Annotated in this window: 11 protein-coding genes and 4 pseudogenes; 8 read left to right on the forward strand and 7 right to left on the reverse strand. The window is 50.8% G+C overall.

The features are described 5' to 3' along the window. Positions 1–2 precede the first annotated feature (2 nt). The 5 genes and pseudogenes from IG609_RS20615 to IG609_RS10325 all read right to left on the reverse strand — a co-directional run. Positions 3–210 (reverse strand): annotated as a pseudogene (locus IG609_RS20615) (transposase); the annotation flags it as partial. Then, positions 211–423: pseudogene (locus IG609_RS10310) on the reverse strand (integrase core domain-containing protein); the annotation flags it as partial. It abuts the pseudogene before it with no gap. 189 nt (positions 424–612) lie between these two features. Next, a complete protein-coding gene (locus tag IG609_RS10315) occupies positions 613–1,134 on the reverse strand; it encodes a hypothetical protein (protein WP_193399112.1) in 522 nt (173 codons plus the stop codon). Between the two features lie 11 nt (positions 1,135–1,145). Then, positions 1,146–1,904 (reverse strand): hypothetical protein, encoded by a 759-nt coding sequence (locus IG609_RS10320; protein ID WP_193399111.1) that lies wholly within the window; start codon positions 1,902–1,904, stop codon positions 1,146–1,148. A 198-nt stretch (positions 1,905–2,102) separates the two neighbouring features. Beyond that, positions 2,103–2,275 (reverse strand): annotated as a pseudogene (locus IG609_RS10325) (zinc-binding dehydrogenase); the annotation flags it as partial. Between the two features lie 797 nt (positions 2,276–3,072). Here IG609_RS10325 and IG609_RS10330 point away from each other — a divergent pair. The 8 genes and pseudogenes from IG609_RS10330 to IG609_RS10365 all read left to right on the forward strand — a co-directional run bounded on the left by IG609_RS10330 (position 3,073) and on the right by IG609_RS10365 (position 13,719). Further along, a complete protein-coding gene (locus IG609_RS10330; RefSeq protein WP_193399110.1) occupies positions 3,073–3,762 on the forward strand; it encodes an expansin EXLX1 family cellulose-binding protein in 690 nt (229 codons plus the stop codon). Between the two features lie 288 nt (positions 3,763–4,050). Then, on the forward strand, positions 4,051–5,448 hold the full coding sequence (locus IG609_RS10335) for an SrfA family protein (protein WP_193399109.1): 1,398 nt from the start codon (positions 4,051–4,053) through the stop codon (positions 5,446–5,448). 2 nt (positions 5,449–5,450) lie between these two features. After that, the gene (locus IG609_RS10340; protein WP_193399108.1) at positions 5,451–8,438 is read left to right on the forward strand and encodes a virulence factor SrfB; all 2,988 of its coding nucleotides are present in this window, start codon (positions 5,451–5,453) and stop codon (positions 8,436–8,438) included. Continuing rightward, entirely contained in the window at positions 8,435–10,897 is a 2,463-nt protein-coding gene (locus tag IG609_RS10345) for a putative virulence factor (protein WP_193399107.1), read from the forward strand. Before IG609_RS10340 ends, IG609_RS10345 begins: the two co-directional genes overlap by 4 nt. A 255-nt stretch (positions 10,898–11,152) precedes the next feature. Further along, a complete protein-coding gene (locus IG609_RS10350; protein WP_193399106.1) occupies positions 11,153–11,632 on the forward strand; it encodes a nuclear transport factor 2 family protein in 480 nt (159 codons plus the stop codon). A gap of 2 nt (positions 11,633–11,634) precedes the next feature. Beyond that, positions 11,635–11,775: pseudogene (locus IG609_RS10355) on the forward strand (FAD-dependent oxidoreductase); the annotation flags it as partial. Then, positions 11,768–12,493, forward strand: a complete 726-nt coding sequence (locus tag IG609_RS10360) for a DUF1365 domain-containing protein (protein WP_193399105.1) — start codon at positions 11,768–11,770, stop codon at positions 12,491–12,493. The pseudogene IG609_RS10355 and the gene IG609_RS10360, both read left to right, overlap by 8 nt. Next, entirely contained in the window at positions 12,490–13,719 is a 1,230-nt protein-coding gene (locus IG609_RS10365) for an SAM-dependent methyltransferase (protein ID WP_193399104.1), read from the forward strand. Before IG609_RS10360 ends, IG609_RS10365 begins: the two co-directional genes overlap by 4 nt. 68 nt (positions 13,720–13,787) lie before the next feature. Here IG609_RS10365 and IG609_RS10370 read toward each other — a convergent pair whose 3' ends face one another. Both IG609_RS10370 and IG609_RS10375 read right to left on the reverse strand, forming a co-directional pair. Further along, positions 13,788–15,107 (reverse strand): ABC transporter substrate-binding protein, encoded by a 1,320-nt coding sequence (locus IG609_RS10370; protein WP_193399103.1) that lies wholly within the window; start codon positions 15,105–15,107, stop codon positions 13,788–13,790. A 111-nt stretch (positions 15,108–15,218) separates the two neighbouring features. Continuing rightward, positions 15,219–16,514 carry a Gfo/Idh/MocA family oxidoreductase gene (locus tag IG609_RS10375; RefSeq protein WP_193399102.1) on the reverse strand — a complete coding sequence of 432 codons (1,296 nt, stop codon included), beginning with the start codon at positions 16,512–16,514 and terminating at the stop codon, positions 15,219–15,221. Between the last annotated feature and the right edge of the window lie 112 nt (positions 16,515–16,626).

The raw sequence follows: 16,626 nt of genomic DNA on the forward strand, positions 1-16,626 counted from the left end.
TTGTCTCCATGAGAGTGTAAGTATCCTGATAAGCCGAACCAGACGGAAAAGTCGACCATTCTTAAATTAGGATCCTTTTCCTACAGCAGCGACTGTCGCTGTTTTAGGGCCAATACCTTTTATTTTGGCAATACGCTGGCAGGGTTAAGACTGCCTGAATATGGTTTCTATTTCTTTATCAAAGAAAGCAATACTGTGAGCACACCCGTTTTAGTTCCATGCAGTTTTTGAGATTTCCGGTTTTTCAGCCATCAACCGGTACTCTTCCTGCGTCAGGTTATTCAGGGATTCATGGGGCCGCTCGCTGTTATATTCAGCCAGCCAGCGCTCTGTGATTTCCCGGATTTCATTCAGCGTTCTGAACAGATAAAAATCCAGTATTTCTGTACGGTACGTCCGGTTGAACCGTTCGATAAAGACATTTTATATACGTATTAAAGGTTCTGGAATATCCGCCGTCGATGAGGATGTTAGTTCTGTCGGTACTCAGTGGAAAAGCATCTCAATTTTGGGCAGGGTACATTTTGATTCGCACGTGATGTCCTTAGTGAGGATACCCGAAAAGGTGATTTTTTTGCCCCTCAGTGCGCTCAGCAATCCCATTGTGTCTCCTTATTGGTCACCGGATGCTGACGGCCCGGAGGCGACCAGTAGGCTGTCTGCGGCGGCGCGCAGCCAGGCATACAGAGCAGCACCGTTTTCGCCTGGCACGTCCAGCTCAATGCCACACTCCGTGACAGTGCCGTCACAGTTGCGGATATGTCTCAGCAGGGTTCCGAGCGTGCCGGTGCGGCTGTCAATCACCACCCGGTTCCGGTACTCCGCAAACTGGTTGAGGGTGAGATCGATGTACCAGCCGTCCAGCCGGACAATCACGTGAGAGTGAATGGTTGAGTTGTGATCTTCCCGGAATTGCTCTGATGCCAGCATATGCACGATCACTGGCTGCAGTGACGGGTCACTGTCCTGCAGGTACTGCGCCAGAAAATTACTGGCCAGGTCGCAGCAGCCGTGTGGAAATTCGTTCAGTTCTTTCCAGCGCGCCATATGAAAGCATTCATTCGAGCGGATGTCAGCCGCGAGTACTAGGGCATTGCGGAAGGCGTGGATAAGGCGTTTGATTTCAGCGTTCATGGTGTCCCTGTTCATTCCAGACGTTGATCTTTCAGTTTTGCCGCCGCGTCGATTGCCGGTTGCAGACTTCTGATGAGCTCTTTGAGCTCATAAAAGCATCGGCAAAGTGCACCGTCAGGCTGACTCGCATTGACAAACGGATTGCCGCCACGAGGAAGCCCGACATTAATGTTCGCAAATCTTGCGATTATCGAGAACCAGGTACAGCTGGAAATCTTATTAAGGGTGTTGATCGTTTCAATATCCAGAGCCAGCCGAGAATCCAACAGGCGCATGACATTCGTGTGAATATGCTGGTTGCTGTCCTGAAAATAAATGAACCAGTCAAACTTAACAGATGGATCACCCGGTACCCCCAATGGTGACGTTTTGCTGGAGGGGGCAAGAGCCAAAAAAACCGCATAAATTTCCTGTTCGGTGGAATCATAATTCAGCGTGGGGGAGATGCCGCGTAAGTGACTCTCGAAACTTAATTTAATCCGTAGCAGGATAGAATGCTCAAAGTCTGCAGTGGTTTTCTTTGCTGCAAAAATAGGTGGGTGAATGCAGAGCAGATAAAATATGTAGCTCGCGATCACCGAGCCTAGCACTCCCTCCACCACCGGGCTGACCGACGACATAAAACGCACCGGGGCGGGGATGTCATTCAGAACCACCACCTTGAACAACAGTATGGCCAGACTGCTGATGCCGATCCAGTGATAAACCGCATCGACCGAACGGAGAAGTAGCCACCTTCTTCTACAGCAGTTACGGATGTTTTTAATCATTCTTTTTTCCCTAAAAAATTCCCGGCATTTCCGGGAGTACTTGCGTGGCCTGCATGACTGATCATCTTTCAGGCCCGTGGTTTCTGACCGCAGGGGAACGGAGAGGCAGTTCAGGGCATCTCAACGCAGCCAGCGGCGAGTACTTTTATGGCAACATTCTAAAACAGCACGCATCAGTCTGACGTTCCCGACACATTAAAATGAGAAATCTACTCCGCCGTTGGTCATTTCAATAATGACCTGCTCGATCGGCACCTTAAATCGTTGGGGTTGATACAGTCATGTGCCCCCAACGATTTCGCCAGTGCGAATTTCGCCGGAATGAGATCGATACCAATAATTCGCCACGCTCCCTGAAGCACCGCGCCCTGGTTAACGGGGGATATTCTGTGTCAGGCTACTCCAGATATTGCGCGGAGCACAGGGCATTCTGCAAGAGTTTTGATGGGGCTAATTATGAGATTACGGTCAGATATGGTCATGAACCAATGTTAATCCGGCTACCAGAAAATGCTCATAAGAAGCGGATCCTCTGTTAGTTCATGAAGTTATTTGAACGTTAACTCTTCTTTCTATTAAAAATATTAATTTAAAGCAAAGAGATATGGCATCTGTTGTTTATGAATTGGATTCTCACTCAACATAAGTTAAATATTGTTTAATGCACAATTACTTCACGAATCAATCCTCACCACTGGAAATCATGTAGTTAAAACGTCGCTCACCTTTTCATTGCAGTAGTTATGTTTGACAGTCCGGGCTTCAGGAGTGGCATCGCATCGTCGCTGAATCAGATTGGTTTAGTCGTAATGATGCGTCCTGCAAGCGTCGTAGTAGACCTTTCCGCAGAGGTTGGAAAACGTATCGCCGCAGCACAAAGCTAAATAGCTATTATCCGTGTTGGCGCGAAATAATGTTGTTGCCTCCCCTTTAAACCTTAGGACACATTCTAAATAAATCCAAATCTATTATTCACGCATATAATTATTTCACTCTATAGAAATAAACCTAGTGATATATTCACTGCTTTACTATTTTAAGATAAAGACTATTTACCTATTTATACAAAACACCTATTATCAATAGGCCAAAAAATGGATTCTCGTTTTGGTTTTTTATTTTACCACTCACCTATGTTATTAATCTTGAATCATATTGGATGTGAAACATGAATAAAATAACCTCATTAGCCTTGTCTGCATTATGCGTTATTCCCCTGATTAATACCGCCCACGCCCAGTGGGAACTGGACGACATCTGTTACGGCTACGCCACTGCGACGGGCTCTGGCTATCAGGGCGGTGCCCTTTTGCTGGATCCGATCCCGCAGAACATGGAGATCACGGCATTAAATCGGAACCAGTTGGATTATCGCGGCGTGAAGGCGTCGCTGGCTGGCGCTTACCTGAAAGTGAATGGACCAAAAGGCAGTACGGTGGTTTATGTCACTGACCTCTATCCTGAAGGTGGTGATTGTGCGCTGGATTTATCGTTTAACGCGTTTGATAAAATAGGCGATCTGCGAGAGGGGAAAATTAATATCGACTGGACGCTGATCGAAGCGCCGGTAAAGGGCAACGTTATTTATCGAATAAAGGAAGGTTCAAACCCTTATTGGGCTGCGGTGCAATTCAGGAACGTGAAATATCCTGTTATTGAGATGAAATATATGCGAAATAATCAATGGATTGCAGCACAGAAAACAGATTATAACCACTTTATTGTTGAACACGTTGGAATGAACGATATTCCCATTGAATTTACCGACGTAAAAGGTAATGTCCTCAGCGATACGTTGCCGCCGATGTCACAAAGCACCTCATCCGCTTACCTGATCACGGGTAACGTCCAGCTTTAATTTTCACTGCCTTGAGGGAGGCTGACGTCGCACAGCATCCCTCGTTTCCGCACATCACTACTGAAAGAGAATGCATCGTTTTTATCAACGTTTTCATCATATTATATAGACGTCGTCAGTTGCACATGCGTACACTTCCCGTTTCCCACTTTTTCTATTACTCAAATATTTGTTAGTTTTATCACTTCTTTAAGCGTTTGATTCGCCATCATTCGCACTACAGTATACCCTGTCGCAGATTACACTCTATTTTCTGCTTTAGGCATCATTACAAAAGGTCTCTTTTGCGTGGCAAAATTATTTTTACGTAGTGGAAGTTTGGATGATTTTCTGGCGCTGGGTGAGAACGGGCAGCCAGTTTATGCATCAGCACTTCAATTGCGGGAAACGTTACGTCTCAGAAAACAACAGCAGATTGCCGACTGTCTGGCGATTCCCCAACCCAACGAGCATGGCGACCGCATTGACTGGTATTCGCCGGTTGACGGTAAAGTCACCTCCTGGATTGCCGCGAGCGAAGAAGAACGAGAAAAGGCGCTGGCGTTACTGGAAACTTATCAAACTGCGGTTACCAACATCAGCCAGCGTGCGCAAAATGCAGAAAAAGCTGGGCAGAAACTTTTCGGTGTACTGCTGGCAAAAGCGATACAGTTCCCTGGAGCAAACCACGTTTATTTGGTTGATGGTAAACCGGTCTTAACGTTCTGGGGCTTTGTCAATCTCGATAAAAAATCCCGACTTGATGCATTAGACTGCCTGCGACCGCTCATTAAGGAAGCGGAACCGCTTTTTGTTGCACCTGCCCCCGCAGCAAGCGCTCCAACATTACCGCTGGTTGAACCCGTTCCCGAGCCAGAACCACAGCCTACCAGCCCACCGGAACCCATCGTGCCAACGCCTGCGCCTGTCGCCGCTGCGGCATTGACTGCTCGTGCGCCGTTCTTCCGACTGTGGTGGCTGTTGCCTGCCGCTGCGCTATTAGCGATATTGTCACTGCAAATACGGGGCTGCATGTCAGGACAAGACGACAAGCCAACATCCGATTTAGCTGCGACGGTCAAGCCAGAAAAACGCGCCCTGCCTTCTTCTACTCCGGCTGAATCTGCGTCACAGCAAGAAAACACACCCGTTCCCCCTGCTGCAGAAAAAGAGGTCGTGAAAAACGCTGAACCATCAGTTGCTACGGCACCTGTAGCATATGCTGCCAAACCGGAAACGCCTGCGGTCACGGAACCGAAAGAGCCTGCTGCTGCACCAATTGAGCCCGTTGTAGAGCAAGTGCCAGTAATTCCTGCAGGCAAAGATGATCTGGTCATGCCAGCCGACGCGGTGAAAATTGGCTCCATCAAGTTCCTGAACGGCAACTGGCGCGTCATTGTTGATAGCAAAGCCCCGATTACGGGCAGGCCGCCTAGCCTGCGTTACCAGATTCAAAATGGAAAAGGTACTGCGCGTATCACTCACGGTGACGGCGTCACGTGTCACGCCAATGTTGAGGCAGGATTAATGAGCTCTGGCAATCTGATCATCAACAGTCGTTCCGGTGCCCGCTGTTCCGATAATTCTCGTTTCCAAATGCCAGAACTGGTCTGTAAACAAGGCGCTTCCGGCACCGCGGCGGAGTGTATCGGTCGTTACGACACAGATACCGTTTTCCCGATGACGATAAAGCGCGAGAGTAAATAATCATGCTGGCGACGATTACCGATTATAAACAACGCATTACGTTGATTCAGGACAGTGGAATTCAGTTTTTGGATTTTGCTTTAAAGCCGCGATTTTCGGCTGAACAACCTAACCGCTATGTACGTAAAAGTGCTAACGGCCCCCTGCTGCACCTACTGTACGATGAACAGTCGGACAAATTCCTGCTGCCTTCTGCCTCTGGGATGCCGCCGGAAGTCGTGAAGCCTGAACTGAGTATTTCGCTTGAGCAATCGCTGAAGCTACTAGAGAACATTTGGCTGCCGCTGCCCTTCTTCCGCTTTAACCCGCCGCGCACTTTCATGGGCGGGCCGGATAACTGGGCGCGAATGCAGATTCTTGCGTTGGATAAGCCTGATCAGGACGGCAACACGCACCGCATTTGTCTGGCATTCGATACCAAAACCTATCCAGAAGGCCACGAGTTCGAGTCGCTGGCACCTAATGCCAATGACATCAAAACCGGCGGGAGTTTCGCGCTGGCCTATCACAGCGATGAGCTGGGTGAATTTCTTGATGAAACCTGGGTAGACGGTTGGCTGCGCGAAGTCTTTACTCAGCGGGTTAAAGCGCTGGAAAACCGCGACAGCCACGATGTAAAAGTGGCGCTCAGGGGCTTTGAGTATCAGGCACATTACCTGAATGTGTTGGATATGCTGGGAAATCAGCTCGAAATACCGGAAATCCGCATCAATACCAGCACGCTGCAGGAACCAGCGGTCAATGTTGACCTGATTTTGGACGTCGGTAACTCGCACACCTGCGGCATTCTGGTCGAAGATCATGCAGACGAAAGCAACGGTCTGAAGCAGACCTATGAGCTGCAATTGCGCGATCTGAGTGAGCCACATTATCTGTACAACGAACTGTTTGAGAGCCGCGTTGAGTTTTCACAGGCGAAGTTCGGCAAAGACAATTTCTCAGTAGAAAGCGGCCGTGATGACGCCTTCATTTGGCCATCGATCACCCGTGTTGGACGCGAAGCCAGCCACATGGCGCTGCTGCGTCAGGGAACGGAAGGATCGAGCGGTATTTCCAGCCCGCGCCGCTATCTGTGGGACGAAGAAAGCTATGCACCAGGCTGGCGTTTCAGCCAGACCGACGCCCATTCGCAGACCGAACCGTTAGCGACAGCCATGCCGTTGACCATCATGCTAAATGATGAAGGTCAGCCGCTCTATAACCAGCCGCTGGAAGAGCGTTTACCGGTGTTTTCACCACACTACAGCCGCAGTTCGATCATGACATTCATGCTCTCCGAACTGCTGGCCCAGGCGATGATGCAGATGAACAGCGCCGCTCAGCGGTTGAAAATGATCCACAGCAGCGCGCCACGCCAGTTACGAAATATCATTCTGACGCTGCCTTCCGCGATGCCGAAACCCGAGCGTGAAATTTTCCGCCGCCGCATGCATGAAGCCATCGCGCTGGTCTGGAAAGCGATGGACTGGCATCCGATGGATGAGGATTTCACTACACCAGCCGACAAGCAGCAGAGTCGGGTTCCGGTGCCTGACGTACAAATCGAATGGGATGAAGCCACATGCGGACAGATGGTTTACCTATATAACGAAGCGCAGGTGAACTTTGGCGGCCGTGCGGAAGATTTCTTCGCCAGCATGGCGCGTCCGGATAAAGAGCTCGATGAGGGCGAACCTGCGGGCAAAACGCTGCGCATTGCCTCAATCGACATCGGTGGCGGCACCACTGACCTCGCCATTACGCAATATCTGCTCGATGACGGTGTCGGCAACAACGTTAAAATTATTCCGCGCCTGCTGTTCCGTGAAGGCTTTAAGGTCGCGGGCGACGATATTTTACTGGATGTGATTCAGCTTTATATCCTCCCCGCGCTACAGGCCGCGCTGAAAACCGCCGGAATGGCCAGCCCGGATGCGCTGATGGCGAAGCTGTTTGGCAATGAAGGCCGTATGGACGCACAGCTCACGCTGCGTCAGCAGGTAACATTGCAGGTATTCATCCCGATCGGCCGTACGATTCTTGAAACCTATGAGCGCTTTGATCCACTAGACACCAGCGCCGAGATCGAATCGACCTTCGGCGAATTGCTGGAACAGGTACCAACGGAAAAAGTACTGGAATACATCAATACGGAAGTGCAGCGCGAACTGCCAGTCAGCGACAAAGTCTTCGATATTTTGCAGGTGCCGCTGATTCTTAAACTAAACAAGCTGCACGGCGAATTCTTGTCTAACAAAATGAACATCACGCAGAATCTGCGCCTAATGTCTGAAGTGGTATCGCTGTATTCGTGCGATGTACTGCTGCTGACCGGTCGCCCTTCGCGCTTCCCAGGAATTCAGGCGCTGTTCCGCCACCTGCAACCGCTGCCGATTAACCGGATGCTGTCGCTGGATGGCTATCACACCAATGACTGGTATCCGTTTAACAAACGTGGGCGCATCGATAACCCGAAATCCACTGCCGCCGTCGGCGCGATGCTGTGCCTGCTGGCGCTCAATCTGCGCCTGCCGGGCTTTTACTTTAAGGTCGGTGATTTCCAGCCTTATTCTACGGTGCGCTACCTCGGCATGATGGACAGTAGCAACGCGCTGACGCTGGATAACGTTTATTACAGCGATATCGATCTGGATGCGCCGGATTTCGAGCTTGACCCGAAACTCAGTTTCCAGGTGCGTGGCTCACTCTGCCTCGGCTTCCGCCAGTTGGACAACGAGCGCTGGCCTGCGTCTTCGCTCTATATGCTCTCGATTGTCGATCAGGACTTGGCCCGTAAGGTCGTCGGCGACAGTAAGTTGCACGTCCGGCTGGCCGTAACGAAAAGCGACGATCAAGACAGCCCCGAGCGCTTTGAGATTGCCGATGCGGTGCTGGAAGACGGCACTCGCGTTCCACCACAGCATTTACGACTCAAATTGAACACATTATCCGCTAACGGCTCAGGTGCGACCCATTATTGGATCGATAGTGGGAGTGTATTTAAAAAATGAAACGATTAACGCCCAAACAGCTTTCTACCCGACTTCACGGCCAGCTACAGGCCGTCGTGCAAGGTGTTGAACAGGCTATCGACTGGGTTGACCGCACACGCCAGAATGCCCCGCGTCTGGATATCGAAGCTGACCGTCTGATCGTCAAACTGCGCCGCAATCACAATAAAGCACAGCATCTGTCCGACGTGGCGCAGAAAGACATTGCCATCGGCTTTTTTGGCCTGTCTCAGGCGGGAAAGTCCTACCTGATCACATCGCTGGCCGGGGGCGAAAACGGCAAGCTGGAAACCTCGTTTGAGGGGCAATCGCTGGATTTTATCGATCATATTAATCCGTCCGACCGAGCAACCGCGCTCGTCACGCGCTTTAGCCGACAGTCGGGCGTGAAGAACAAATCGTTCCCCGTTCAGTTGCAACTGCTCAGCGAGTTGGATATCGGCAAGATCATGGCCAACGCGTTTTTAAACGATCTCAATCAAGAGACCACGTTTGAAGAGCTGGACGAGCGCCATATTGCCGAACACATTAAAACCCTGTTGATGCACCGTCAGCCAGAATCCGTTGAGGGGATGAGCCGCGATGAAGTCGTCGAACTCTGGGACTATCTCGCGCGTCACGATGTTAAACGGCAAAAACAGCTGGAAGCCCACTTCTGGCCGGTTGCGATTGAATTAGCGCCTTACCTCACCGTTGACGATCGCGCCCAACTCTTCTCCGTACTGTGGGGCGAGCTGAATTCACTGACCACCGCCTATCGTCATTTCAGCCACACGCTGCAACACCTGTCCGGTACGCGCAAGCTGTTAGCGCCGCTGCGGATACTGGTGGATGATGAGTTAAATCCGGCAGACGGTCTAATCGACGGTTCGGCGCTGGAACGCTTGCACAGCGCCGACGATCCCGGCGTGCTGGTGCGGCCGGTTCAGAATGGCCGTGCGGGGAAAACGACAGAGCTTTCGCTGGCTGAGTTAACGATGCTGACGGCGGAGTTGCTTATCCCACTGCATTTGCCGCCTAAAGAAGCGCTGTTCGAGCAGGTTGATGTACTGGATTTCCCCGGCTTTGGTGAGATTCGCGAGGCGCGGAACGCGCCACCAGCAACACAGCAAAGCACACAGCATCCACTAGCGCACACGCTATTGCGTGCAAAACGCGCCTATCTGCTGGAGCGCTATACCGATAACCAGGAAATGAACGTACTGATGGTATGCAGCGCCGCAGGCAACCGATCCGACGTTAAAGTAGTCGGCAAGGCGCTGGACCACTGGGTGAAACAGACGCAAGGCGAAAACGCACAGGTGCGTAGTCACCGTAAACCGGGGCTGATTTGGGCGGTCACCCGTCACGATCGCCGTATTACGCACGGGCAAAACTATGATGCCGCGGTACAGCGCTATGTGGGTAATCCGGGCGACGCCTGGGGAACGATGCTGGCAATGGATAAACGTGGCGTAGCGCGGATGGCAACGTGGCTGGGTGCGGAAGTCCACCGAGATGTAAAACTGGGGCGTATCAGCGAACAGCTTAACGAGCTTCAACGTGAACTCAGCGATAACCTCCTGGGTAACTGGTATCTGCCCATTGATGTTGACGATCCGGCGGAAAAACAGCGCATCGCAGAAACCTTGCTCAAATCGCTCCAGACTCGCACCGGCGTACACGGTGAACTGCTGGAACGGCTGCTACCTTCGCGTGATGAACTGCGTCGTCTGTATCTGCAACAGAAAGGGGCAAGCTATGGGGGTTTCAACGCCGATGTCGAAGACCTTTCTGCCCCGTCTGCCAATAGCGATCCGTTTGGTGTCGGGATCGAAATCGATCTGTTTGCCGATGAACCGATCGCGATCGATCAGCCTGCACCACCAATTTTGACCATCGATCACGGCTATGAGGCAGATTATGCGCATTCCGTTTATCGTTACTGGATTAACTATCTACGCAGCCTGCCGGAAAATGCCCCGTTTCTCGATCTGCTGAACGTGCCGAAAGCGACGATCGAAATGCTGGTCGAAGAATTGATTACCGGCAGCATCCGCTTACGGATCGAAGAGGCGCTGGTCGATATGCTGGTCGACGGCGAGCAGTTGGGCATCAACCGCGAGAATAAAGCCGATCGTCAGGTTTCACGCGTGCTGACTATTCTTGGTGACTTCGTTGCCTGGCTCGGCTTCCAGCAGCTTGATGAATCCCTGCGCCCTGCCAGCCGCATCAATCGTGGTCATAAGATTTTCGCTAAACCCGAAAAGCAAGCAGTCAGCTTTGGTGCTTCACAGCGCTTAACCAAGTTGTCGCTCACGCCGACCAACAATACCGCATTTTATATCTATGACTGGCTGGTGGGTCTGAATGAGATGATTATTCAGAATGCGGGCTATTCCGCTGCGCGAGAAGTCAGCGACGAACAGCGTGAACAGTTGGGCACGATTCTGGCGTTGATTAAGCCTGCTGAAAAATAATATTCGGCCTACTGCTGTCGCCCGAGAAAACATGGCGTGACATTGTCACTAACTTTTACGCCATGTTTTCTTTCTCTCTGTAATGCCTTCCCTCTACATGCCTTTACCGCCCCTATCGTTCTGAAAAATTTTATTGACGAACGCTGGATTCAATCTATACCTAAGTTGATATCTTTCAATTAATAAGCGTTGACGTTCCTCTATCTGTTAGCCATTTCCACTGCGTGGGAGTGGGTGACCTTAACAGGAGTGGTTATGACGATAGAACAAGCGCGCGAGGAAGACGGCATTTCGGTAGAGAATGGCGAGAATGAACCTATGCTGCTGAAAATAAGGGAATTTTATCGAGAACTGACAGCCGAGAAATTAACGGGGCTGGGTGATATCTATCATCAGGATATTCACTTCATCGATCCCGTTTCCAGCCATCATGGGTTGAATGCGTTACATCGCTACTTTTCTCATTCACTCTACAAGCTGAGCAACTGTCAGTTCGAGATCGCCGATGTCCATACCTTCCGCGGCGGTGCGACGATGTTCTGGACGATGCACTATGCACACCCGTCATTAAAGCGTAACGCGCCGCTGACATTAGCAGGCTGTAGCCACTTGCTCTTCGCCGACAACAAAGTTATCTACCAGCGTGATTATTACGATATGGGCGAGATGCTTTATCAGCATGTTCCTCTGCTTGGCCAGCTTATCCGCTACCTGAAATCAAGAATTCAGTCATGAAACAGCAGCAGCGCGAACGTATTAATGGGCACAACCGCAGCGGGTTTTGTGGCGACTATTGGTACAACGGCTTTCATGAAGATGGCGTAAGAAGCGGGCTGGATGTCGTCAACCTCCTCCATCAGAGTGTGCAAGATGAATAGCGCCTTGTATGTTGGCAAGGTTCGGCATCGACGCTTCACACCCGTCACGCATCGTTTCGACTATACGTTATTCATGACGTTAATCGATTTAGATGAGATCCCCGCGTTGCCGCATGTCGGCATTGCGCTGGAGCGCTTTTCCCCTGCGTCATTTTGTCGCGGCGATTACCTCGGTGGCGGCGATATCAAAACCAAAGCACAGGATCGGATTGCGGAACTAACTGAGGAACGCCTCACAGGAAAAGTGCTGCTGCTGTGTCAGCTACGCTATCTGGGCTGTTATTTCAATCCGGTCAATTTCTATTATTTGTACGATGAGCATAACGAACTACGCTGGCTATTGGCAGAAGTGCGTAATACCCCTTGGAACGAACGTCACACCTATGCTGTCGTCCCCGATGGTTCTATGCCTGTTTCCAAAGCGTTTCATGTGTCGCCTTTTAACCCAATGGAGATGGTGTATCACTGGCGACTCACGCCGCCCGACGCGCGTCTGCGGATCCACATCGAGAATCACAGACAAGGACGCGAGTTTGATGCGACGCTGGTGCTGCATCGTCAGCCGCTCACTCGCGCCGCCCTGCGTGCTCAGCTTTGGTCTCTGCCGTTAATGACGATGAAAACCGCCTGCACCATATATTGGCAGGCTTTGAAACTGTGGATTAAACGTTCTCCCGTTTATCCTCATCCGCAGTCTGGAAAAAAGGACACCCCATGAGTTCAACGGAAACACAGTTGGTGCGTCACTCGAGCAATACCGCTCTCTATACTCGGGCCAGAAAAGTGGTCTTTCTTCTGCTTAGCCGGATAGAAGGCGGAGGGTTGCGCCTTCGCGACCCTGAAGGCAATGAAACGTTATTTGGCGATCGGCACGCGGCACTGCAAGGCGATATCACGATACATCACCACCGTGTTTATCGCCGCGTCTTGCTGGGTGGAAGTATCGCTGCCGGCGAAAGCTATATCGATGGTGATTGGAGCTCACCCAACCTCACGCTCGTTCTCCAGCTTTTGGCGCAGAATCAGGCGCTAGTCGATACGCTTGAAACGCGCTTTGGCTGGCTGACGAGGCCATTTCACCGGTTTATCCACTGGTGCCGTCGTAACCGCCAACAGCAGGCGCAGAAAAATATCGCCGCTCACTACGATCTGGGCAACCATTTTTACCGCAGCTTTCTCGATAGCGAGATGCTCTACTCTAGCGCCTGGTATCAGCAACCCGAAATGACGCTGGAAGACGCACAGCGCGCCAAGTTGCGCCGTCTCTGCGAACAGTTGGCGCTCTGTGAAACGGATCATTTACTGGAAATTGGCACCGGCTGGGGGGGATTAGCCGAACTGGCCGCGCGTGAATATGGCTGTCACGTCACCACGACCACGCTGTCACAACAGCAGTATGACTACGCGGTTGAGCGCATTCAGCAAGCAGGCCTGAGCCATAAAGTGACTGTGCTGTTACAGGATTACCGCGCGTTGACCGGTCAGTATGACAAGCTGGTGTCGGTCGAAATGATCGAAGCCGTCGGAAAAGCCTATTTACCCACCTTCTTCAAACGCTGCCAGCAATTGCTGCGTCCACAAGGCCGCATGGTGCTTCAGGCGATCACAATTGCCGACCAGCGGTACAGCCACTACTGCCGTAACGTCGATTTTATCCAACGCTACATTTTTCCCGGCGGTTTTCTGCCCTCGATTACTGCGATGACCACCACCATGACGCGGCATACCGATTTTATCACCCGCGATCTGTTTGATATCGGTCAGGACTACGCTCGCACCCTCAGCGAATGGCGGCAGCGCTTCTATCAACAGTGGCATATGCTGAATGCTCAGGGCTTTGATGAACCTTTCCAGCGCCTGTGGGTGTTTTACCTTTGCTATTGTGAGGCTGGCTTTCGCGCACGCACTATTAGCACGGTACAGCTCACCGCAGAAAGGCCATAGACACAGCGTAAAAAACGTCACGATGCCACATCTTTTGCGATATGGCATCGCACGTTAGCCATCGTTGGTTATCGAATGGCACGCTTTAATACACGGTTAGCGCCGCTCAGGAAATCATCGGCAACCTTATTCACTTCTCCGTTACCGTAATCCAGTTTTTGCAGACTGCTCGTCCACAGTTGAACCAGCTCCTGATTTTCCATAAACGGTGAAACAGGTACCTTAGATGCCGGTTGCTCCGCGGCCGCCCGATAGGCATTCGCTAACAGGTTACCGGGGTTAATCACGCCGATATCTTCCAGCAGTTTTTGTGCTTTCGGGTTAGCAGGCATCCCGTTTTGCAATCCTAATGCTTTCACGCCTTCCGGGTTACTCAGCATGAAACTCATCAGCATCGCCGCTTCCTTAGGATGCTTGCTGTTCTTGCTGATGGCGAACAGCGAAGACGGTTTGGTGGTCAGCCCCGAATCTTTGGCATTAGGCATGGTGAGGAACGGCCCGGTTTCCAACACCGCATCTTTCGGCATATTGCTGGAATAGGTGTAGATGGCTGAATCCCATAAGTACATACCGGCTAATTCACCGTTAATCCAGGGGCGAATCTCATAGACGTTGGTACGGCCGAATGAGGAAAAATAGCGCTGATCGGGTATCACATGGGAATCAACCAGCTTTTTATAAAAACCGAAAAGCTCCCGTACTTGATCGCGGCTATAGGCAATGATCTGCTTCTTCTCATCGATCATATCAATACCGTATTTCTGTGCCATGTAACTACGACCGAGCGTCAGAATATCCAGCACATCGCTTGAACCTTGGGCAACGCCAAGCGGGTAATAATTGTCGCCCAGTTTTTGTTTAAACACCGGGCCGGCGGCAAACAGCTCATCCCAGGTTTTCGGATAGGCGACGCCTGCTTTATCCCAGGTCGTTTTGTTGTAAATCATGCTACGGGACGTCATCGAAATCGGGAGACCTTGCAACTTCCCTTTTATGTCCGCCGTTTTCAGGGCGTTAGGCGAAAAATCTCCCAGCCCCAGAATATCTTTTTGCTTATTCAAATCATAAAAGCCGTCACCATTGCGGGAAAACTGTGGCAGCCAGTTCCAGTCGATGCGAATAACATCAGGCTCCTGCCCACCAGCCATCTGGGTTGATAAACGGGAAAGGTAGCCGTCCCAGCCGGCATATTCAGCTTTAACAGTAACCGTCGGGTTGGCTTTTTGAAATGCGTTAATCGCCGCTATCGTAGCCTCGTGTCGCTGGTTGCCGCCCCACCAAGAGATACGGATCTCGGCGGCGTCAGCAGAATGAGAAAATGCCGCGCCTACGGGAAGCGCAGCACAGAGTAGGAGTAGGTGAGATAATGTGTTCCGTGTTTTCGCCATAATAAAACCCTTATAATAATATTCGGAGGTTTCCGCCTGTCTGCCGGTATGCGGGCAGACAGGTACTACGGATGCGGAAGCGTTTGCTGCCTGAAATGGCAGGTACTATGATTAATTCCCTCTTTTCAGGTTAACGGCCAGTTCGCTTATTTTCACTGGCAGTTCGGTGCGTAATGATCGATTGGCAGCGATGCCGGTTAAAATAGACATTGCGCCATCACGATAATCTGCTGCGCGATGTAATGGATCGGGTTCCGGTGTACCAAACAAATCGTTTAACATGACTTGATCGCCGCCGCCGTGTCCGCCCGCTTTAAATTCAACCGGTACGACATAAGGCTCGTCGAACATCGGATAGATCTTTATTTCACATTCATTCAGCGCACCTTCATCCTCTTTTTGTCCGCCTCCGTTTACATAAGATTTTTCTACCAGTTTCATTTCTAACCGGCCCTTGCTGCCATTAAACACCACGTTCAGCCCTTCCCAGGGCAAATAGGCATTTAATGAGTACGTCATGATGGCTTTGCTCTTATAGCGCACCATCACACCCAGTACATCTTCAATATTAATACCGTCATCGAACACGCTTTTATCACGGTAATAGCCATCTTCATGTTCGGCATCTAAATATAAAGCAGTCAGTTGTTCGCTTTTATTCATATGCAGTGCAAACGGATCGTTTTCTGCCGCCGCGCTATTATGTGACCGGGAATAAAATTCTGTGACACCGCGCGCTTCCGCATTCGCTTTACCGTAAAAACGTAAATCGCCCTGCGCATAGACTGTTTCCGGTTCGCTATTCAGCCAAAAATTCACCAGATCAAAATGGTGTGTGGATTTGTGAACCAACAGCCCGCCGCTATTGCGTTTGTCACGGTGCCAGCGACGGAAATAATCCGCCCCGTGCTCGGTATTCAGCAGCCACTCAAAGTGAACAGAATAGACTTCACCAATCACGCCAGCAGCAACTAACTCACGGACTTTGCTGTGATGCGGAGCGTAGCGGTAATTAAAGGTCACGCGTAATTTACGGCCGGTACGATTAATCGCATCAATAATCGCCTGACATTTTTCTTCATCAATCGTCATCGGTTTTTCACTGATGACATCACAGCCTAATTCCATTGCCCGGATAATATAGTGATGATGCGTCCGATCCAGAGACGTCACAATAACCACATCCGGCTTGGTTTCCACAATCATCTGCTCAAACTGTTCGGCACGGTACGTCGGCACAGTACCGTGTCCATACTTATGGACAATCTGGTTGGCGTAATTCATTCGCGTCTGGTTGGTATCACAAAAAGCCACAAACTGTCCCTGATCCTGATAATCCCTGGCGATCGATTCCAGGTAAAGGCCCGCGCGGCCTCCTGTTCCCACTACGGCATATTTTTTTTTCATTCTGCGTATTTCCTCCAAATAACGTAGGACACATAGCTCTTCGTACCTAAAACAGGATGCTAAAACGTTCACCGGATTGACTGGCACATATCGAGTAAGGGGCTGGTAGAGT

This window comes from Pectobacterium quasiaquaticum, from assembly GCF_014946775.2.
In the GTDB taxonomy this organism is placed as follows: Bacteria; Pseudomonadota; Gammaproteobacteria; order Enterobacterales; family Enterobacteriaceae; genus Pectobacterium; species Pectobacterium aquaticum.

What these genes read in the sequence shown, in the direction of transcription:
- IG609_RS10315 (WP_193399112.1), bottom strand. Translation starts at nt 1,134, where the DNA reads ATGAACGCTGAAATCAAACGCCTTATCCACGCCTTCCGCAATGCCCTA.
- IG609_RS10320 (WP_193399111.1), bottom strand. Translation starts at nt 1,904, where the DNA reads ATGATTAAAAACATCCGTAACTGCTGTAGAAGAAGGTGGCTACTTCTC.
- IG609_RS10330 (WP_193399110.1), top strand. Translation starts at nt 3,073, where the DNA reads ATGAATAAAATAACCTCATTAGCCTTGTCTGCATTATGCGTTATTCCC.
- IG609_RS10340 (WP_193399108.1), top strand. Translation starts at nt 5,451, where the DNA reads ATGCTGGCGACGATTACCGATTATAAACAACGCATTACGTTGATTCAG.
- IG609_RS10345 (WP_193399107.1), top strand. Translation starts at nt 8,435, where the DNA reads ATGAAACGATTAACGCCCAAACAGCTTTCTACCCGACTTCACGGCCAG.
- IG609_RS10350 (WP_193399106.1), top strand. Translation starts at nt 11,153, where the DNA reads ATGACGATAGAACAAGCGCGCGAGGAAGACGGCATTTCGGTAGAGAAT.
- IG609_RS10360 (WP_193399105.1), top strand. Translation starts at nt 11,768, where the DNA reads ATGAATAGCGCCTTGTATGTTGGCAAGGTTCGGCATCGACGCTTCACA.
- IG609_RS10365 (WP_193399104.1), top strand. Translation starts at nt 12,490, where the DNA reads ATGAGTTCAACGGAAACACAGTTGGTGCGTCACTCGAGCAATACCGCT.
- IG609_RS10370 (WP_193399103.1), bottom strand. Translation starts at nt 15,107, where the DNA reads ATGGCGAAAACACGGAACACATTATCTCACCTACTCCTACTCTGTGCT.
- IG609_RS10375 (WP_193399102.1), bottom strand. Translation starts at nt 16,514, where the DNA reads ATGAAAAAAAAATATGCCGTAGTGGGAACAGGAGGCCGCGCGGGCCTT.